General features: G+C 43.8%; 19 protein-coding genes. 8 read left to right on the top strand and 11 right to left on the bottom strand.

Annotated elements, in window-relative coordinates:
* Positions 1 to 226 precede the first annotated feature (226 nt).
* Positions 227 to 1705, bottom strand: a complete 1479-nt coding sequence (locus tag I6E86_RS04565; protein ID WP_197175663.1) for a coniferyl aldehyde dehydrogenase — start codon at positions 1703 to 1705, stop codon at positions 227 to 229.
* Positions 1706 to 2114: 409 nt separating this feature from the next.
* Between I6E86_RS04565 and lipB the strand changes: the two genes are divergently transcribed.
* The 3 genes from lipB (at position 2115) to I6E86_RS04550 (ending at position 4302) form a co-directional block, all read left to right on the top strand.
* Entirely contained in the window at positions 2115 to 2948 is an 834-nt protein-coding gene (gene lipB / locus I6E86_RS04560; RefSeq protein ID WP_197175661.1) for a lipoyl(octanoyl) transferase LipB, read from the top strand.
* Between the two features lie 193 nt (positions 2949 to 3141).
* Positions 3142 to 3672 (top strand): inorganic diphosphatase, encoded by a 531-nt coding sequence (locus I6E86_RS04555; RefSeq protein WP_110923013.1) that lies wholly within the window; start codon positions 3142 to 3144, stop codon positions 3670 to 3672.
* Between the two features lie 165 nt (positions 3673 to 3837).
* The gene (locus I6E86_RS04550) at positions 3838 to 4302 is read left to right on the top strand and encodes a hypothetical protein (RefSeq protein WP_197175659.1); all 465 of its coding nucleotides are present in this window, start codon (positions 3838 to 3840) and stop codon (positions 4300 to 4302) included.
* Between the two features lie 201 nt (positions 4303 to 4503).
* On the opposite strand, the gene I6E86_RS04545 is transcribed toward I6E86_RS04550, so the two are convergent.
* Together I6E86_RS04545 and I6E86_RS04540 are read right to left on the bottom strand one after the other, a co-directional pair.
* Complete coding sequence (locus tag I6E86_RS04545) at positions 4504 to 4947, bottom strand: hypothetical protein (RefSeq protein WP_197175658.1); 444 nt, start codon at positions 4945 to 4947, stop codon at positions 4504 to 4506.
* 65 nt (positions 4948 to 5012) lie between these two features.
* On the bottom strand, positions 5013 to 5435 hold the full coding sequence (locus I6E86_RS04540) for a hypothetical protein (RefSeq protein ID WP_197175656.1): 423 nt from the start codon (positions 5433 to 5435) through the stop codon (positions 5013 to 5015).
* Between the two features lie 99 nt (positions 5436 to 5534).
* Here I6E86_RS04540 and I6E86_RS04535 point away from each other — a divergent pair, with 99 nt between their 5' ends.
* Complete coding sequence (locus tag I6E86_RS04535) at positions 5535 to 5753, top strand: DUF4926 domain-containing protein (protein ID WP_197175655.1); 219 nt, start codon at positions 5535 to 5537, stop codon at positions 5751 to 5753.
* A 247-nt stretch (positions 5754 to 6000) separates the two neighbouring features.
* Here I6E86_RS04535 and I6E86_RS04530 read toward each other — a convergent pair whose 3' ends face one another.
* Positions 6001 to 6366 (bottom strand): glutaredoxin family protein, encoded by a 366-nt coding sequence (locus tag I6E86_RS04530; RefSeq protein ID WP_197175654.1) that lies wholly within the window; start codon positions 6364 to 6366, stop codon positions 6001 to 6003.
* 483 nt (positions 6367 to 6849) lie between these two features.
* Positions 6850 to 7737 (bottom strand): SDR family NAD(P)-dependent oxidoreductase, encoded by an 888-nt coding sequence (locus I6E86_RS04525; RefSeq protein WP_197175653.1) that lies wholly within the window; start codon positions 7735 to 7737, stop codon positions 6850 to 6852.
* 197 nt (positions 7738 to 7934) lie between these two features.
* On the opposite strand from I6E86_RS04525, the gene I6E86_RS04520 reads away from it, so the two are divergent.
* Entirely contained in the window at positions 7935 to 8324 is a 390-nt protein-coding gene (locus tag I6E86_RS04520) for a DUF1622 domain-containing protein (protein WP_197175652.1), read from the top strand.
* Between the two features lie 67 nt (positions 8325 to 8391).
* Here I6E86_RS04520 and dusB read toward each other — a convergent pair whose 3' ends face one another.
* The 3 genes from dusB to I6E86_RS04505 form a co-directional block, all read right to left on the bottom strand.
* Entirely contained in the window at positions 8392 to 9423 is a 1032-nt protein-coding gene (gene dusB, locus I6E86_RS04515) for a tRNA dihydrouridine synthase DusB (RefSeq protein WP_197175651.1), read from the bottom strand.
* 113 nt (positions 9424 to 9536) lie between these two features.
* The gene (locus tag I6E86_RS04510; RefSeq protein ID WP_197175650.1) at positions 9537 to 11582 is read right to left on the bottom strand and encodes a BCCT family transporter; all 2046 of its coding nucleotides are present in this window, start codon (positions 11580 to 11582) and stop codon (positions 9537 to 9539) included.
* 476 nt (positions 11583 to 12058) lie between these two features.
* Positions 12059 to 12502, bottom strand: coding sequence for an HIT family protein (locus I6E86_RS04505; RefSeq protein ID WP_197175648.1), 444 nt, complete (start codon positions 12500 to 12502; stop codon positions 12059 to 12061).
* Positions 12503 to 12738: 236 nt separating this feature from the next.
* On the opposite strand from I6E86_RS04505, the gene I6E86_RS04500 reads away from it, so the two are divergent.
* The 3 genes from I6E86_RS04500 to I6E86_RS04490 all read left to right on the top strand — a co-directional run bounded on the left by I6E86_RS04500 (position 12739) and on the right by I6E86_RS04490 (position 17035).
* Positions 12739 to 13500 (top strand): hypothetical protein, encoded by a 762-nt coding sequence (locus tag I6E86_RS04500; RefSeq protein ID WP_227680533.1) that lies wholly within the window; start codon positions 12739 to 12741, stop codon positions 13498 to 13500.
* A gap of 180 nt (positions 13501 to 13680) precedes the next feature.
* On the top strand, positions 13681 to 15567 hold the full coding sequence (ilvD, locus tag I6E86_RS04495) for a dihydroxy-acid dehydratase (RefSeq protein WP_197175646.1): 1887 nt from the start codon (positions 13681 to 13683) through the stop codon (positions 15565 to 15567).
* Between the two features lie 220 nt (positions 15568 to 15787).
* Positions 15788 to 17035, top strand: a complete 1248-nt coding sequence (locus I6E86_RS04490; protein ID WP_197175644.1) for a cation:proton antiporter — start codon at positions 15788 to 15790, stop codon at positions 17033 to 17035.
* 82 nt (positions 17036 to 17117) lie between these two features.
* On the opposite strand, the gene I6E86_RS04485 is transcribed toward I6E86_RS04490, so the two are convergent.
* From I6E86_RS04485 to I6E86_RS04475, 3 genes are all read right to left on the bottom strand, one after another.
* Positions 17118 to 18602, bottom strand: coding sequence for a serine hydrolase domain-containing protein (locus I6E86_RS04485; RefSeq protein WP_197175635.1), 1485 nt, complete (start codon positions 18600 to 18602; stop codon positions 17118 to 17120).
* Positions 18603 to 18799: 197 nt separating this feature from the next.
* The gene (locus tag I6E86_RS04480; protein ID WP_227680532.1) at positions 18800 to 19399 is read right to left on the bottom strand and encodes a beta-lactamase hydrolase domain-containing protein; all 600 of its coding nucleotides are present in this window, start codon (positions 19397 to 19399) and stop codon (positions 18800 to 18802) included.
* Positions 19400 to 19448: 49 nt separating this feature from the next.
* Entirely contained in the window at positions 19449 to 20366 is a 918-nt protein-coding gene (locus tag I6E86_RS04475) for a MaoC family dehydratase (protein ID WP_197175634.1), read from the bottom strand.
* Positions 20367 to 20587 lie beyond the last annotated feature (221 nt).

Genomic DNA, 20587 nt, shown 5'->3' with positions numbered 1-20587 from the left:
TATGACAGTAGATAACAGCCCTATCATGAGAGTAAAAAACTGACCATATAACGCTTTACTTTGACATAGCATCCGATACGCAATATCGTAGGCAAAAAAATAGCACTTATAGGCATAAGTGCTATTGATTAGGCTATTGCTGACACTAACTTAATGACTAGTCCTAGAGCTATTGCCAGTCATATGCTCATAAACCTCTGATTCTAAATCCGATATCGTTCAACAGCTATTTTAAAAACAGCGCCATGGCCTTTTTAAACAGTCCACCATAAGGGGGTAATAAGAGGTTCAGGCCGTTTAGCTTAGACTGAACAAACACTGGCTTCATATGACTTAAACGCTCAAATCCATCTTTACCATGGTAAACACCGGTACCTGATTCACCGACACCGCCAAAAGGTAAATCATGCTGAGCCACATGTATCAAAACCTCATTGATACATAGACCACCCGAGACAGTGTTATTACGCACTTTTTCGATACCACCATAGTTATCACCGAAAATGTATAAAGCTAATGGTCTTGGACGTGCATTCACAAATGCAATCGCCTCATCAAGTGTCTCATAATGCATGAGCGGCAAAATCGGTGCAAAAATCTCGTTTTGCATCACATCGCTATCAGGTGCAGGCTCACATACAATCACTGGCGGCATCAGGCGTGTCTCTATGTCTGACTCAACCGCTGTGAGGGCATGTACTTCCTCAGCTGACAATGCATCTAGATAGCCTTTGACCCGTTTGAACTGCTCACCATTGATGATGCGCGAGTAGTCAGGGTTGCTTTCAATATTAGGATAGTGCTTTGTCATCCACTCTGTTGCTAAGTGAATAAACTGCTCGTGATATTGGCGCGGAATTAATACATAGTCAGGGGCAATACAGGTTTGACCTGCATTCAGTGTTTTGCCCATCATCACACGATTGACGACAGATTCTAGATTGGCGTCGTCTAATACGATAACCGGCGACTTACCACCCAATTCTAGCGTCACGGGTGTTAGGTTCGGCGCAGCAGCTGCCATGACTTTCTTGCCTACCGCAGTAGAGCCTGTATATAATAGGTGGTCAAACGGCAACTCACTAAAGGCGGCCGCAATATCAACCTCACCCAATACCACACAGATCATATCTGGCGAAAAATAACGCGCTATCGCATCAGCGAATGTCTGAGCGAACTGCGGCGCGGCTTCACTCATTTTTACCATGATGCGATTGCCTGCGGTGAGTGCATCAATCATGGGTCCAATCGCCAAAAACAGTGGATAGTTCCAAGGAACCATGATACCGACTACCCCTAGTGGCTGTGGCTGAATTTCATTATGGGCTGGCATATATAGGGCAGAAATAGGCGCACGATGCGGCTTCATCCATTTTTTGCCGTGTTTTTTGGCATGACTGATGCCTGTAAAACTAGGAAACAGCTCAGCAAACTGAGTCTCTGACTGGCTCCGATAGCCAAAATCTGCGCTGATCGCTGTGGCAAAACTCTCTTGGTTGTCGCTGAGCATGATTTCTAGGTTATCGAGCTGGTTTTCACGAGTTTGCCAATCGTTTATCGGCTGCCTACGGCTGAGTGCTTGCAAGCGCGAGAACTGCGCTTTCATCTCATCAATCGTCGTGGCGGTACTTAGGGCTTCGGGCAAACGTGCAAGGCTTGTACCGGTTAACGCCTGATCATGGATCTGTTGATTGCTGTCTGTCATTTGTTCTTCCTTGTCATATTTATTGGCATCAATTGGGTATATTAGGGTGCACGGTTTGTTGGCATATCCTGACCCTAGAATAGGAGCCTATCTTAAAAGGTCGCGTCCTAATCAGATTCCATTCATCATACTTTAATGTAGCGCATCACCCACGCAATGAACAGCATCTTTGGTCGACTGCTGCGTCTGTGCTCGTGGAGGCCTGACCTGTTATATCAGGTCATTATATATTAGAACATGTTATAGGATAGGTACTATCCACTGTATAGCTTTGGTCAACGAATCGAACGATGCTTTAGGCCATAACTTGAGCAATAGTTTTGAGTGATAGGGGTTAAAACTGCTACACTGCCTATCAGTAGTATCTATCTTCATTTCTATACCCAATAACAATAAGACAGACACCCTTATGCAAAATGCCACACAGCCGCTTAGCGATATGCTGATCAGTAAATCCCTATCAGCAGCCGACTATAACCCGACTCACGATGCAATGCTTGAGCGTACGCTTGAGCGTATTGCCTTAAAAAAAGAGCAAGGTGTACGCACACCTGATGAATTATGGATTGTTGATCACAATGACGTTTACACCCTTGGGCAAGCGGGCAAAGAAGAGCACATATTACAGCGCACTAATACCCCTATCATCAAGACTGATCGCGGTGGTCAAGTCACATGGCACGGACACGGGCAGCTGGTGCTTTACTGGTTGTTTGATTTGAATAGTCTCAAATGGAGCGTACGCAACCTAGTTTCTCACGCCGAACAAGCCATTGAAGATGTCATTAACGACTGCTTACATAGCACGCCTCTATCTGACAGTGCACATTTCAGCGCCCATGCTCGTCGTGATGCACCAGGGGTTTACTTGTATGCAGATATCCCTGAATCAGATAGCAGTACCGATACGCAAACCAACGGCACACCTGTTGATGATAAAATCATGCTAGGCAAGATGGCCTCTCTAGGCTTCAAGATCAAGCATGGCTTTAGTTATCATGGTATTGCAATCAATCTAAATTGTGATTTGGCCGCTTTTAACGCCATCAATCCTTGCGGTTATGCAGGGATGCAAATGCTGCGTCTGTCTGACTTTGTGGCGATGAATAAAGCGCCAAGTACACAAAACACTCAACAGATAAGCAATGCTTTGAGCTATGAGCAAGTGACTCAGAAGCTGATTGATAATATTGCCAAACGTCATGCTGGACTGATTGAGTTACGAGCAATCGCGCCCCAATAAATGCTCTGAGTCCATTTTTGCATAATCTCTTGCGCGCTTAGACTAAGCATTATGAGAAAATTTGCATCAAACTTGCTATAATCGCATGCAGTACAAATCGGGTGCTACAGTTCTTTTGCTAGTCTCCCAGCTCAACACTTTGACTATCATTGATTATTCAAACACTTAAAACAAAAGAAAATTGGAGTATTTCATGGCAGATTTTAATAAAATTCTAGACGCAGGCGACGTAGATGGCGGCATCATCAACGTAGTCGTAGAAATTCCAGCTGGTAGCAGCCATAAAATCGAATGGAATCGCGAGCTAGCCGTATTTGAGCTTGATCGTATTGATCCACAGATTTTTGCTAAGCCTTGCAACTATGGCTTTATCCCGCAAACGCTTGACGAAGATGGCGATGAGCTAGATGTGTTGTTACTGACTGAGCAGCCTTTACCGACGGGTATTTTCTTAAAAGCCAAAGTAATCGGCGTTATGAAGTTTGTCGATGATGGCGAAGTAGATGACAAAATCGTTGTCGTACCTGCTGACGACCGTGACACTGGTAATGCTTACAACAGCCTAGCCGATCTACCAAAACAGCTAATCAACCAGTTAGAATACCACTTCAGCCATTACAAAGATCTGAAAAAGCCAGGTAGCACAGTGGTTGAGTCTTGGGATGATGTTGCAGAAGCCAAAGAAGTGATTAAAAAATCTATCCAACGTTGGAAAGATTTATAATTTATCATAGGTTGGCAGAAATGCTGATAAGATAGATATTAAAATACCGCAGTCATGATTATGATTGCGGTATTTTTTTGCTTGAATTTTTCTGATATAAAATGGTTATAATGAATAACCATACTATCTAGCTACTCACACCTTTATGCTGTCATAAGGACAATCATGTTTAACTCTGACCCCAGCTCAAAAAAAGTCAATGCAAAGCTGCCAAAAGCGGTCATGATGATGATCGAAAAAAACAACTTAGTCATGGCGATCAAAACCTTGGCAGCTGACGAAAACATCAGCATGGATGATGCCAAAGATAGGATCGATGCTTATGAGACGGCGCTAAAAATAAAACAACAGCAGAAGCTTACGACTATCGCCAACAAACAGGGGATTCCTAACGAAGCCATCAGTTTTGATAGAGCGCCTACGGCAGAGCCGCCACAGCCACTGGTTAAGAACCGTGTCAAAACCACCGAGCAGAGCCAAGGATTTAAGCGCTTACAAGCTGGGGTTGACAGTCAGCTCAACGACTTGGGTTATAAAAAGCCGCTGCTCCCTTTTTGGCTCAAACGATTGCTCGTCATCGTTGTCGTAATGATAGGGTTATTTTTCATACTACGCAGTGTGTTTGGTTAAATGACAGAGGTGAAATCGATGTATCTACTGCAAAATCTTACCGACATTATTAGCCGTCGAGCGTGACTATTTCGATACTAGAAATCCCAACAGAGTCTGTTATAAGTGGTTCCATTATACTAGTCTGTTTTAAGTAGTCTGTTTTAAGTAGTCTGTTAATAGGTTTTAAGGGTGAATTAGCTGGTTCCCTTGAGGTATACCCTAAAAGCGTTCCTCTTGAAATTCATGATATTTAGAAGAAAATTTATGCAAATTACTTTTGGACTCTTCGTTTAAAGAATCATACAGGTCATTATTCAAGACATCATAAGCGCATATAAAAGCACTTTTGTTTTTTTGAGTATAGTCTTGCATCATGTCTATACAAGAAAATGAATTGAGTACGTTGAATAGAATACTAGTATTATAAGGGGCGTATTCCAAAGCTTTTTGGAAAAAAATTAGTCCAGAGTAGTTTTCTTTATCTTCCGAAAGATATGGAGCAAGATCTACAGTTATTCCTTTTAGGTTTAAAGCCTCCGCTATTTCACTATCTGTTGAATTACTATCAGAAATTACTTCATTTAAGATATCAAGAGCTAGCTCTGGTTCGTAGTTTTGGTAAAAAATCTCTGCTTGGTTCAGCTTTTTTTCTATAGTAGACATTAGTTTTTTTATCCATTCATCTTTGGTTATACGGTAAGCAGTTCGATGCCTGTATAGCGCACCGATCACGAATTGATGATAACTAAAGCTTTTTCATTTTCAGGTTCTAATGCTAGCAGCTTAGCAGCATAATACTTCTTTTGATCTTCAGTCAGCACAATTTCAGGTGGTTCACCAAAATCTAAAATAGAATTTAATATGGAAGTATCGTTCGAATCTAGCTCATGAGCTTTTATAAAATAAAATAAAGCAGATAGTTGAGCACCGTGCATAAAAAATAAATGAGATGAACATAGTACTCCCAAGTGTTTATACCAAAGAGGAGTGTTTTTTTTCTTTGCAACTTCAGCTAAAAGAGTTACCAAATAAACCCCATAATCATCAGCATTGTGTATCACGAAGGTCGTTAAACCATCTTCATCTAACGCCGAAATATAATCTAGTATTTTGTTTCGTGGCAGAAAACGTGATAATTGGTAGTTTTCCATTTTAATTCCTATTTTCTGGAGTATTCACATAAGTGACTTGGACAGTTTTTGTAACTCCATTACGAACAACAGACGTTATGACAAATAAGGATTAGCAATATGTTGAATATAAACGATGTTATTAAGGTATCAAAAGATATTCAAGAGAATATCAGAGCGGGTGATGTGGGAACTGTAGTACATATTTTTGATGTGACTCCTCCCGTATATGAAATTGAATTCACTGACAATGAAGGTCGTACACTCGCGACTGTACCCTTGAAAAAAGAAGATATGAGCCTTTATTGGGTTGCCAGCACTGAAACATATATCGAATAGTTAAAGGTGAATTGCCCAACCGTTGAGTACATTCAGACATAAGCTGATTCAACCTCAGAGGCTATTATTAAACATACTAAGGGGTGTCCTCATTTCAAAAATGGTGATAAAAATGAGATAAATGTCCGCCAAACAAGCAAAGTATTACAGATAATATCGAGATATTAACAAGTTACTTAACACAGTTTGGCGATGATTTAGCCACTTTTAGTCTATTTAACAGTTGTTGTTCGAACTGCAGCACGCTCTAGCCGAAACGCTGTTGCAAGTAAGCATTGATATCATTAGATTCATACATCCATTGGACGTCGTCGTTTTTTTGAATACGTAGACAAGGTACTTTTATCCGCCCACCGTTCGCAGCAAGCTCATTGCGAAACTGTTCATTGTTTTTTGCATCTCGAAGCTCAACAGGCACATTCAACTTATGAATTTGACGACGTACTTTGACGCAAAAAGGACAAGATTGAAATTGATATAAGGATAGATCTTCACCAGCCTTATTAACAAGAGCTTGTTCTTCTTCAGTACGTTTCATGGCATTACCTTGTGTCATAAAACTAATACCCGCAATAATTCGTCCTAGACCTTCTCGTAGCAATTTAATTAACATCCTTACCTCTTCAAATTATCTTTTGTGGATTCTTTAACACTCAGCGAATGAGTGCTTAGTGTGTACTTGTATGGTGTTCAGATTTTCCGATATGCAAAGCTTAATCTCATTGAGCATGAGAGTCGAGACGATTAGGCCATGGTAAACTCATTCTACTACAGTTGATTCAGTTTAAAAGAGATACAAAGCAACCGAGTGCAGATGTATACGTGATACTTCAAGCAAGGTTAACGCTGTCACTCTTTTATAGAGGATTGACTATATACCCCCAGTCGCCTTGGTTAGCATCGTAAATGAGGCATCTATTTTAAGGTACTAAAAGTAAAATCCTAAAGCATCTAACAATCTCGTCGTTCTGGTCATCAGATAGCTAAAAAGCATCGCTATTCTACCCATTCATATAAGTATTAATACCTTGAGAGATATTAAAAAAGGATGCCGTAGCATCCTTTCTTATGACTCAAAGCGCATGAAACCCGAACTTTAGTGATGCTCACCCGGAAGGATTCTGGCGAAGGCACGCTGAGCAAGGTTTGGCTTCTTATCGGTAGTCAGTCCAGCGCGGGTGCTTGGGAAAATACGATAGCCAATTGATTGGATACCGACGTTAAATGCTGGCACCAGTGAATACGTGGCTGATGCAAATTTACCCATATTACTGGCAATACTATTTGGCTTATCGACGATGGCTCTTGCGACCATCAACGCCGCTTCATCAGGCATTAACGCAGGCATGTAGCGGTATAGCTTGGTTGGGGCAATCATAGGCGTACGAACCAATGGCATAAAGATATTGGTAATCGTCACATTGTCCCCTTTTACTTCGGCAGCTAAGCAGCGACTAAAAGCATCCAACGCTGATTTCGATGCGACATAAGCGGCAAAGCGTGGACTGTTCGCCAATACACCAATCGAGGATATGTTGACAATTTGACCCGTCTGACGTTCAATCATCGTCGGCAAAAACCCAAGAACGATTTTAACAGCGCCAAAGTAATTGATATCCATCGTACGCTCAAAATCATGGAAACGATCGACCGATTCATGAACTGAACGACGAATCGAGCGACCAGCGTTATTGACTAAGACATCAACATGGCCAAAATCCGCCAAAATTTGCTTACTGACTTTTTCAATATCATCCATATTGGTCAAATCACAAGGATAATAATTGGCTTTGCCACCAAGTATTTCAATGCTTTCTGTTACTGTTTTTAGCTTATCCTCAGTACGTGCCAATAAGATAACCTGTGCACCGCACTCACTTAATAAAAAAGCCGTACGTTCGCCAATACCACTTGAAGCCCCTGTAATAATAATATTCTTACCTTTTACTGCTTTGGTTATTGCTTTTTTCGAGGGATTTGCCATAAAAGTTCCTTTTTTTTGTCCTATGCCAATGAATATTCATTTATAGCATAGCAAAAAAATATCACACAAAGTGAACAAAACACCAGTAACTGGTAGTTAATTTGAGGGCTTTAGGGGTTTGCAGCCATGTCTAATCATATAATAATAGTGATGCTACTTATGATGCTTTTTCTGGCTAATACCGAGGAGAATACACTTTGATAGAAACGTTGACCCACTATGTCGATTTAATTGCCAAGATAATTGAAGTCATTGGCGTACTGATTATGTTTTTTGGACTGTTCTTTGCTTTTTATAGGGCATTTCGGCTATCGGGTGGCCTCAATCATAATACGTACGTAGAAATCAGGCAGACCATTGGCAAGTCTATTCTATTAGGACTAGAGGTGCTAATCGCTGCTGATATTGTGGCTACTGTCGTGACAGAGCCGTCGCTACGCAGCGTACTAGTATTAGGTATTATCGTGCTTATTCGAACCTTTTTGAGCTTGTCACTACAGGTTGAGTTAGAAGGTCGATTCCCTTGGCAAAACAAAATAACTGCCGCTGAACCGAATCCAGACACAGCAATGGTAGAAAAAACATAGCAGTGGTCGAATAGACTTTATGAATCATTCATACGCATAGGTGCACCGAAGGAGTATTCAGCTTATATTACTCATGCGCCTGCAAAAAAGTCTCGACGACTCGGAACTGTCCTGCGGTGCTCTCTTCTCCATACATCGCTTGCCTAAAGGCATTGGAGTTGGGAATACCTGTCGTATACCAAGCAATATGCTTGCGGGCGATGCGGCAGCCAGAATACTCACCATAAAAGCCATATAGCTCTTGCAAATGCGCCAGCACGATCTCTTTTATCTCGCTCACACTAGGTGCCTCTAGAGTCTCACCAGTACGCAGAAAGTGCTCAATATCGCGAAATATCCATGGCTGGCCTTGGGCTGCTCGTCCAATCATCACGGCATCACAGCCTGTTAGCTCATAAACGCGCTGAGCTTTTTGTGCGCTATCGATATCACCATTGGCAATAACAGGAATACTGATGCTTTCTTTAACTTCGCGTATGAGCTCGTAACGCGCCTCGCCAGTATACATATCCTCACGCGTACGCCCGTGAATGGCAATCGCGGCAATGCCTGCTTGCTCCGCCCGCTTGGCCACTCGTAAGATGTTTTCACGGCCATTTTCAAAACCCAAACGTGTTTTGAGGGTGACTGGTGCATTGACCGCATTGACGGTTGCATCGAGCAATCGTGCGACTAAGTCTTCGTCTTGTAGCAATGCAGACCCTGCCAATTTTCGACAAACTTTTTTGGCAGGACAGCCCATATTGATGTCAATAATCTGTGCACCATTATCAATTTGATAACGAGCGGCTTGAGCCAATTTATCCGGTTCAGCCCCTGCTATCTGCGCAGAGATAGGCGCAATTTCATTGTCAAAGTTGGCACGATACAGGGATTTTTTGCGCGCATACAGCGCCGTATCAGCGATGATCATCTCGCTGACCGCATGACCTGCACCAAATGATTTGCACAGTCGGCGGAAAGGATTGTCTGTCACGCCAGCCATTGGTGCGACCATCAGACGGTTTTCAATCGTCAGACCACCTATATTTAATGGTTGCAATAATGGATGATCAGACACTGGCGCATTCGCAGATAAAACAGAAGAATCAATAGACATAAAAAACGGCTTGATTTGTAAGAAAAACAAGCCGTTATTCTAAGGAATCCTGAGTTTATTGCAAGTTATTAACGTGAACAGCTTTCATGATGACTCTTAACGCATTCACTCTATTATTTATCGAGCACACTGCCCTGCTCTAATGTGATGTCTTCATCATGCTCTTGCATACGCCACGGTAAACTATCAGGCGACACATTGAGGAAATGTAAGTACTTCTCAAACTGATCGATGATGTCATTAATGACGGCCTCTGTCTCATAGCCATACAAGTCATACGTCTGGCCACCACGGCGTAGATACACCTCAGCACGGTGATGGTGCTCTTGTGGCAAGGTATCTGCGCTGTCTTCTGTATAGTAATCGGGCGCATCATGCTCAGATAAGCGCACCTCATACCAAAACTCAACGTCGTCGCCACGTTGCAACTCAAGCACTGCACGGTTATTGACCGCGTCGTAGTTGACCTCAGTCGTCCAGCCTGTTTCTGCAAATTTAGATGACACTTCCATCATCGATGGCATAATCACGTCTTTGATATAACTAAGCACCTTGCCACGCGTCGGTTTATCGGTCATATAGTCGATACGCTCGCGCCATGCTGATGGCTTGAGTAGATGTGGCGGCAGTTTGTTGTTTTGACCGAGGCTCTGATTACGATGTCCCTCGATACGCAGCGCACGCCACATACCAAACATTGAAATGAGAATAATAATTGCAAACGGTAACGCACTGACAATAGCAGCCGTTTGAAGCGCCGTTAGGCCGCCTGCAATCAATAGTACAGCGGCAACAGCACCTTCGGTCACCACCCAAAAGCTGCGCTGCCACCACGGCGTATCACTGCGACCACCAGCCGCTAGCGAATCAATCACTAATGAGCCAGAATCCGACGATGTCACAAAAAAGGTAATAATCAATAAAATGGTCAATGACGACACAAATTCAGTAAATGGTAGGTTCTCTAATAATTTAAACAAGGCAATCGCTTGGTTGTCTTGTACATCACCGATTAGCGAGGTATAACCATCAACCATAATCATATGTAACGCGGTATCACCAAACACGGCAAACCAAAAGAACGTAAAGAAGGTTGGTACGAGCATCACACCCAGTACAAACTCACGGATGGTACGGCCACGGCTAATCTTAGCAATGAATAGACCTACAAAAGGTGCCCATGCAATCGTCCATGCAAAGATAAACAATGTCCAGCTACCGATCCAGTCACTATTCTCATACGCTTGCAAACTAAAGGTACGCTCGACAATATTACCCAAATAACTGCCCGTATTTTCCATAAAGGCATTCAGAATAAAGATGGTCGGGCCCACAATAAACACAAACAACATCAGCGCTGTCGCCAATACCATATTTAAGATAGACAAGCGTTTTACGCCTTTATCCATTCCTGCCAATACCGATACCAGTGCCGCTGCTGTCACCAATGCAATGGCAATCACCTGTACGGTCGTATTCACTGGGATAATATTAGGCAGCAGATAATTGAGTCCCGCATTGATTTGCGATACCGACAAACCTAGACTGGTGGCAATACCGAACATCGTACCCAATATCGCAAACACATCGACCGTATGCCCAATAGGGCCATAAATCCTGTCACCGATAATCGGATATAGCGTCGAACGTATGGATAGTGGCAGACCATGACGAAACGCAAAATAGGCTAGTGACAAACCCACCACACCGTAAATCGCCCAAATATGAAAACCCCAGTGGAAATATGCAATTTGCATCGCCTCTTTTGCTGCCGCAATGGTTTGGGGCTGGGAGAGTGGTGGACTGGCGAAATGCATGACTGGCTCTGCTACCCCAAAGAACAGTAGCGCAATCCCGTAACCTGCCGAGAACAGCATGGCAAACCATTCGAGGAACTTATACTCCGCCTCCGCATGATCAGGGCCCAGCTTAATACTGCCATAGGACGAAAATGCCAGTACAATGATGAACATCAAAAACAATGCTACTGCTAGCATATAAAACCAACCGAACGTCTCGGTCGTGAAGGCAAGCACATCACTGAATAGCGCACCAGCTGCTTCAGGATTGATCGCAGTACCGATGACCAACAACAGCATAATGACCGCTGCAGGTACAAAGACTGGCAATAAAATAGTAGAACGAGGTAACTTGCTCATGAAAAATGGTTTCCTCAGAAGTGAGCTCTGCCTTTTTTAGAATGATTTATTAGGGCGTGTCCTCAATTCAATCGATAGTTATCTAAATGGGTTAAAAATGGCTAAATCTTGCCAAACGGCGTCAAATAGCTGACTAATATCTCGATATTATCTGCGCTATTTTCCTTGTTTGACTGCGATTTATCTCATTTTTATCACCATTTTTAAAATGAGGACACGCCCTAGTAAAGACAAAGCTGGAATGTAAGATGGTTAGTAAATAAGCATCATATCTATCACACTCCTTTCAAAAACCCTAGGCAAGCATTCAACTTGTAACATGACTTTAACGATTGTTACATGACTATTACCAAGAGAACGAAAAAAGGCAGCTTGTTAGCTGCCCCCTTATCTTATATGTGCTATTAAGTTAACAATTTATGATAAAAATCTATAAATTGCTATAGATGTCAAAACCATAAAGCATTGTACTGGCATTATTCAGCATCAATCACCGCTGCCAACTGCTTAGCCAAATTGGCCAACTGCTCTTGGTCAGCCATCACAGCGGCATGACGTCCTAGCTCATGGATACTGCTAGGAATCAGATGTATATGATAATGAAACACAGTCTGCCCTGCCTGCGCGCCATTCAATTGCATTTGAATAATTCCTTCTCGCGCAAACACTTGGCGCTGGGCTTGCATAATTTTCTTAGATGTCATCAAAACAGCAGCAGCATATTCAGGCTCAAGATCGGCTAAATCAACGGCCTTCTGTTTTGGTATGACCAATACATGGCCTTCTGCTTGCGGCATGATATCCATAAAAGCAAGGGTATGCTCGTCTTCATAGACTTTGTGATAAGGAATGTCACCATCTAGCATTTTGGCAAAAATGTTGTTGTTATCATAAGTAGTTTGTTGATTCAATTCAGTCATTATTTTTCCTTTGATTTTTGATTATTAGGCATTGAGTAGCTTTTTGAATGGTTTAGACAGCTTGTAATATAGTGGATGAAATGTAACGTTAGTACAAGTCACTATCATCATTATCGTTGAGAAAATCAAGCTGCATACTCACTATCTCAGCTCACCAATTTATTAGCGGGGCGCACCCTTAAAATGTTATATTAACCCTCTATTTTAATAACATGATGTTTATGGACTCGCCTACCTTGACGACTCAATCAGATGACAATTACGCTCATTCCACACTCGACGACACGCCATCAATCTCTGTATCCGATGACACAGCGCCCGTGAGCGATGCGCAGCAAACCAATGCGAATGATGATGTGCAAACCCTTGCACCCAATACCATTATTTTGGCAGATGCATTAACTGATAAAGCAATCGCTTGGCAGATTCATAACTGTAAAATCAGTAAAAAAACCATTACGCAAGACTTGCCGCTGCCGTTTTTATATCACTACGACAGTCTAGATGAGGCCATTAAACAAACGCATCCACTCACACCTGCGCTATTAGCACAGTTCAATACCTCCATGACAGCACAAGCCGCTGCCAAGCTCATAGGAATTGATGCTGCACTACTCGCTAGTCCTTGGCATGTGAAAATTATTGGCTCATTGGTCGTATTTAGTGAGGCTCTGCAGCTAGCGGTACGTCTACATTGGACCAACACAGGTAAAGAGACGCAGCAGATTTATACCAAAGATGAGGCAGATGCACTGACAAACGCCTTAAAAGAGTGGCAGTTTTTTGGCCGTGTAGATATCCTCTATAAAAACAACAAACTGCCTTTGGTCAGTATTGATGAGCAGCGCACCAGTGCGGAGTCCATCTTACCGCTAGAGACCAGTGCAGACTATCAGCTGTTACCTGCCGCACATGCGTTAATCGTTATAGCCAAACTGGAAACCAATAAAACCGCTCTGCCTTGGTTTGAAAATGCCATATTAGAGCGTTTAGAGTAGCACTTTGTCGCTCTATTCTTTATCATGGTTGGCAGCCGATTTTTAGCCACTCATAGCCAATGGTATGGTAGCCATTTAGTATTATTCACTAGTCCTCACGCATCATAAAAAGCACACTATCAATATCACAGCTGAGGCTAAACATTTTAATAAACCTCGCCTATTTGTAAGGAATATCACATGGATTATCGCTCAAAAACCTCTACTGGTGGTCGTAATATGGCAGGCGCTCGCGCATTATGGCGTGCAACTGGCATGACTGATGGCGACTTTGGCAAGCCAATTATTGCCATTGCCAACTCATTTACCCAGTTTGTACCCGGCCATGTGCATTTAAAAGACTTGGGGCAACTGGTCGCACGCGAGATTGAAAAATCGGGCGGCGTGGCCAAAGAGTTCAATACTATTGCGGTCGATGACGGCATTGCGATGGGTCATAGCGGTATGTTGTACTCGCTACCTAGCCGCGACCTCATTGCTGACTCTGTTGAATATATGGTCAATGCTCACTGCGCAGATGCGCTAGTCTGTATCTCTAACTGCGATAAAATCACGCCGGGTATGTTGATGGCTGCCATGCGCCTGAATATCCCAGTAGTGTTTATTTCAGGTGGCCCAATGGAAGCGGGCAAGATTCTAGCCAGTACGGTTGGTAAGAGTCACAATACTGATAGTAGTGATAGCAGTGCGGTTCGTAAACTCGACCTCGTCGATGCCATGATGGACGCTGCTGACGACAGCATTAGCGATGAAGATGTGGCCGCTATCGAAGCCTCAGCTTGCCCAACCTGTGGTTCATGCTCTGGTATGTTTACAGCCAACTCGATGAACTGCTTGACCGAAGCCTTAGGCTTGGCACTACCGGGTAATGGCTCGCTACTAGCCACTCACTCATTGCGTCGTGAGCTATTTTTAGAAGCGGGTCGCACCATAGTATCATTGGCCAAACGCCGTTATGAGCAAGATGACGATTCAGTATTACCGCGCTCAATCGCGAGCAAAGCCGCTTTTGAAAACGCGATGACCTTGGATATCGCCATGGGCGGCTCGACCAACACGATTTTGCATCTGTTAGCTGCGGCTAATGAAGCAGAAATTGACTTTAAAATGCATGACATTGACCGCTTAAGCCGCGGTGTCCCTTGCCTTGCAAAAGTGGCCCCTGCCTCACAAAAATACCATATGGAAGATGTGCATCGTGCCGGTGGTGTCTTTGCGTTATTGGCTGAGCTTGATCGTGCAGGCCTCTTGAGCACTGACGTCCCGACCATCCATAGTCCAACGATGAAAGCCGCGATTGATAAATGGGATATCATGAATACTGATAACCTTGAAGCGCGCGCGCGATTCCTTGCAGCACCGGGTGGCGTACGTACCACTGAGGCGTTTTCGCAATCAAAAGAATGGTCAAACCTCGACGTCAACCGTGAATCAGGCTGTATCCGTAGTGCGCAACATGCCTATTCAGCAGATGGTGGCTTAGCCGTACTATATGGCAATATCGCCGAGCGTGGATGCGTGGTAAAAACCGCAGGTGTAGATGACAGCATATTAGTCTTTACTGGTCGTGCGCGCCTATTTGAGTCACAAGATGATGCTGTGGCTGCGGTATTGGCTGATGATATCGTGGCTGGTGATGTGGTCATCATTCGTTATGAAGGCCCTAAAGGCGGGCCTGGTATGCAAGAAATGCTTTACCCAACGACTTACCTAAAGTCTAAAGGCTTGGGTAAAGAATGTGCCCTGCTCACCGATGGTCGTTTCTCTGGTGGTACGTCAGGCCTATCTATTGGTCATGCCAGCCCAGAAGCAGCTGAAGGCGGTGCAATTGGTCTGGTTGAAGAGGGTGATACTATCCATATCGACATTCCGAACCGCACTATCAACATGCAAGTCAGCGATGCCGATTTGGCGGCGCGCCGCGAAGCGATGGAAGCACGTGGACGTGATGCGTGGAAACCGGTCAGCCGTGAGCGTTATGTCACCCCTGCTCTACGTGCCTATGCTGCCATGACCACCAGTGCCGATACGGGTGCGATACGTGATGTGAGCCAAGTAGAACGCTAAAACATGCGCACTGTGTTTTAAGATAAATAAACTATCTTGAAACATATCAATCTAAAGACCCATGAAAAGCCTGCATATCTTATGCAGGCTTTTTTTCACCAAAAAACAACGCAGTAGACATTTTGATAACGATTTTTTGCGGTAATTGATTTTTTTTGGCGTCATGATAAAGGCTAAAGCTAAATACCCTCTCAACCATACAAAAACGTGTATCAGCCCTATGATTGAAAACTACAACTTATTCTTATTAATTTGCGGGTTTGCCTTTTTATTAGGGGCATTGTTTCCTATTGTCTTTAAGCGCACCTCAATCTCACTGCCTATGCTGCAAGTCAGCTTTGGTTTGATGATGGGTTACTGGTGGACGTCATTGTCTTTTTTAGACCCCTTAAGTAATGGCTTAATAATCGAAAAGCTGACTGAGATTGTCGTCTTGGTCTCACTCGTTGGTGCTGGTATAAAAATTGACACTGAGCTGTCTTGGAAACTATGGCGACCCACGGTTAGGCTACTGCTCATTACCATGCCAATTGGTATCTTTGCGATGGCGGTCTTAGGCTACTACGCGTTTGGCTTAAGCTTGGCCGCAGCTATCTTATTGGGTGCAGTCTTAGCACCTACCGATCCCGTGCTAGCATCTAGTATTCAGGTAGGGCCGCCTAATACGGGCGGCGAAGACACACCGCGCTTTACCCTCACATCAGAGGCAGGGCTTAACGATGGTCTGGCTTTTCCATTTGTTTACTTGGCGATTAAAATTGCCGAGGCGTTTAGCGAAGGACAGGTCTTTACCTACGAGATGCTCTGGTCTTGGTTTACCCATGATGTCCTATGGAAAATTGGCGCAGGCGTGGTGGTTGGTATCGTGGTTGGTAAAGTTCTGGCCAAGCTGGTGTTTTCTAAATACACTCGCGATACCACCATCTCACAAGGCTACGTGGTCATCGCTTTAACGCTCTTGGCCTATGGTTTAGCGGAGTATGTACACAGTTATGGGTTTATCGCTGTTTTTGTGGCCGCTTTTGCATTTCGCCGCTCAGAATGCGAGCACACGTATCATCAAAAGCTACATGACTTTGCCGAGCAATCAGAAGGTTTGCTGATGTCATTGGTATTGGTAATCTTTGGGATGTTCATCGGTCAGGGTCTACAGTCGGATATTGAGCTGACATGGCGTGTCTATATCGTGAGCTTTACCTTCTTGCTACTCATCCGTCCTATTGGTGGATTCATTGCTTTATCAGGATTGAATCTACCGCATACCGAAAAATACGCCATCTCAGCACTGGGCATTCGCGGTATTGGGACGTTGTATTATTTATCTTACGCGCTAAACCAAGGATTCTTCGATGAGGAAGATGCACTCAAGTTATGGATTGTCTGCTCAATTGTGATTTTAACCTCAATCTTTATTCATGGTTTGAGCGCTACTAAACTGCTTCAAATGACGCCAAATAAGCAGTATTAATACGTAATGATACGTACTAATGCTGCTCATCCAGTATAACTCACAGCTATTCTATGATTTGAGGCTTTCCATAAAACTCTGTTTAGAGCATATCATCCACCAATGCTAAGACGGCTTCTGTCAGCGCAAACTGACGCACGTCATTGAGCATAGTGGTGTCAAAATTATGAGTAAAGGCAAAGGATAATTGACGCTCAGGGTCACACCACGCGACCGAACCATTGTATCCCATATGGCCAAACCCTGATGATATGGCACTGTCATTCTTTGTGCTTTCGTTCTCAGCGCTTTCATTATGAACGCTGTCGATCATAGGGTTCTGATTGTTATTCTGACTGTCACATATGCTAAATAATTTATGGTAACCCAATCGCCATTGCATCTGTGACGGCATAACCGCATCCAAACCCGTCACTTTCGATGTCAATAACTGCTCAAAGATTGCTTGATTAATCAGCGTTTGACCACGCCATTTACCGCCATTTGCCAGCATGGCATAGATAGTGGCCAAAGCTTGCGCTGATGCCACCCCGTTGGCCGCTGGTATGACTGCTTGCAATGTGTCGTCGCTATAATAATCAATCGGTGACGTGCCTGCGGGTATGAGTGCCGCTTTATAGTTTCTCAGATTTAACGTACTGGTATCAAGATAAAGACGATTGATAGCAGCGGTGTCTAACACTGGTTTTGAATCACCAGCATTTTCTCTATCGATACCACCATTAGTACTATTAGCGTTCTCGACATTAGCATCATTTTTATCATCTAGCATCTTTTGTTGCCAGCTCGCATAGCTGGGAAGGCCGGCGTAGGTGTGTAGCGTGTCTTTTGAATCCGCTTTTAACGTAGGTTTATGACGTCTTTGATTGGGCTGTGAGGTAGGCTCATCTGCGCCTTCAAAGTTTTTGGTCAGCTGTGCCACTTGATCTACCTTGCTCTTTGGCACGCCAAAGTAACAACTGTCTGCAATGCCCAAAGGCTCTGTCAAATAATGACGCAATGCTTCAGCAAGTGATAGTTCAGTGGCCGCTTCTATAACGCCGCCTAGTACCCAGCCGTAAACCAATGCGCTGTAAGCACTAGCATACGAGGCTGCGTTTTCTGGCGGTGTGACGGGCATCGCGGCAATTTTATCTAGCATCACATCCCAGTTCAGTAATGTGTCGCTGTCCGCATCAATGCTCTGAATAGAATATAAGTTGGCTTGATGCGACATCACATGGCGTAAGGTAATTTTCTCCTTGCCCTGTGCTGCAAATGCTGGCCAATAATGAGCAATAGGCACATCATAGTCGAGCAATGCTTGAGAGGCCAACACGTGTACCAGCGTGGCCAATACCCCTTTACCGGTTGAGAAATTAATCGCCAACGTATCAGGCTGCCACGACATATTAGGACGTGCCATGCCTGTGCTCGCTTGTGCAATACATGCTCCTGCCTGATATACGACCACCGCACCCCCTGCCGGCGCATCATCCAATTGTAAGTCAGTCAGCAGTTGCTGCAAACGTGATTGTAAAATGCTATCCGTAGCAGTATTTACGTGTTTTTCGCTGTGTCCCGTCATTATTATCTTGCTCCCGTTTTGACTTATTTTAATTTTGAGACCTGCCTGATATGCATGCTTCATGCATCAATACAAATAAGCAGCTGGCCAATAAAAAAGGCCACCCATCGGTCGCCTTTTCCTTACTCAATCATGACGATATCTTATCATGATGCTAATATTTAGCTTAGTATTAACCTTTCATACAACGCAAATATTTAACGTGGTACGAGCAAACGATTATGAACTTCTTGTTCAAGTTTGGTCAGACCATGGCTACGACCGCGCTCCATAGCCGTATCCATCTTGCGTCCACGCAGCCATCCTGCTCGTAGCGCAATGGCAGCCCCTACTCGATTTCCAGACCCACAGTGCATAGCGATCTTTTTGCTATGGTGCTGACGCAAAATATTATCAAATGCCAATATTTTGAGCTGCTTTAACTCTGCAGCGCCATTGATAGGTAAATGCTCATAGTGCATACCTGCACGCGATACCGCTGCTGACTCATCAAAGCCCAGCTCATCATCAGGCTGTAAATTGATAATAATCTCAACGCCAGCCTGCGCCAGTGCCGACACTTTTTCATCATCTAGCGCACCGCATACAATGGTATTGGCATCAGGACGGAAATACGGCTCGAGAATCACAGCCAAATCAATACCATTGTCAGTGTCAGCATCACTAGCACTGCTGACACTGCCTTCTTTACTGCTTGAGGTATCATTAGCAGCTAGGGTATTCGTCGCGACTGATTGATCTGTCTGGTCTGTGCTTGTTTCATGGTCTGGTAAGGTCATAGGGCTTTGTGCAGTCATAATGATAAATATATTCGTTAGAAATGGCCATTGAATAAAAAGATAGCGGTTACTTGCTATCTGTCTCTAGTTTCATAACACCAGCCAAATGCGGCTTGTTATTCTTTGAGCTGTATAGCCCAAATTCACAGGTATCGTCTGCATTGGTAAGCTGTGCGACTGGCTCAGCGATCAGCTCTACTTCAGCTGGCAAAAAGATAGGCAATTTAAATGAGACATCAACAGTATAAGCATCAGGTAAATCACCCATTAGGGCAAGACACTTGGCTTTTGACCACATACCATGGGCAATCGCTTTGGGGAAACCAAAAGCACGTGCTGATAATGGGTGCAAATGAATCAAGTTAAAATCCCCTGATACGAAAGCATAACGGCGACCGATGTCTTCTGGTACTTCAAAGATACTGTGTACCCCAGCTTCGTCAACTTCTGGTTTGACCACAGCTGGGCGCGGCGTGCTTTTTTTGTCTTTGCTGCTGGCAGGCTTTTTGCTACGTGACAGATATGTCGATGTGCCTTCCCAGATGACCTCGTCCTCTGATTTAACGATGGTAATAAAGTCAAATTGCTGACCTTGAGCGTGATCGCGCAAATTATCGAACGTGACCGACAATGCTACTGTTTCACGCTCCCCAATCGGACGGTACTGCGTCACGCTATTGTCAACGTGTACCAAACCCAACATCGCAAACGGGAATGGTTCTTTGACCATCATATTCATCTGTAGCGTCTGTGACAATACTGAAAAATAAGTCGCTGGTACTTTACCGTCATCAGCGAACCCACAAATCTTGCGATAATCCTCTAAATTGTCTTGATCGATATGCAAATCGTCTACGTAATAAGTGGCTTGTGGCAACTCGTCTCTGCTGACCTTGCCACTGTTTCCGATAGGCAGCAAGCTTTTGACGATGTTGGCATAAGTGGTGTGCGCTTTTGGCAACGCATCATAATGTTTGTCTGACATAAATAGATCCTAAGTGTGGCTTGAACAAGTTTTTTAACGTATATAGAGACATTCTACAGTCATTGACTAAAGCCTACTATTAAATCATCCAATAAGCATCAAATTTCATCAACCTCATGAGTATATCTATCAGCAAAAAACCGTTTGGCTATTGATTCTTATATTTTTATCATAAAAAAGCCACCCGTGGGCAGCTTTGTTACTTTTTATTAGCAATTATC

This window comes from Psychrobacter sp. SWN149, assembly GCF_015864565.1.
Classification (GTDB): domain Bacteria; phylum Pseudomonadota; class Gammaproteobacteria; order Pseudomonadales; family Moraxellaceae; genus Psychrobacter.
Note: the sequence above shows the minus strand (reverse complement) of the source record. Positions and strands in the feature narration are given on the sequence as shown.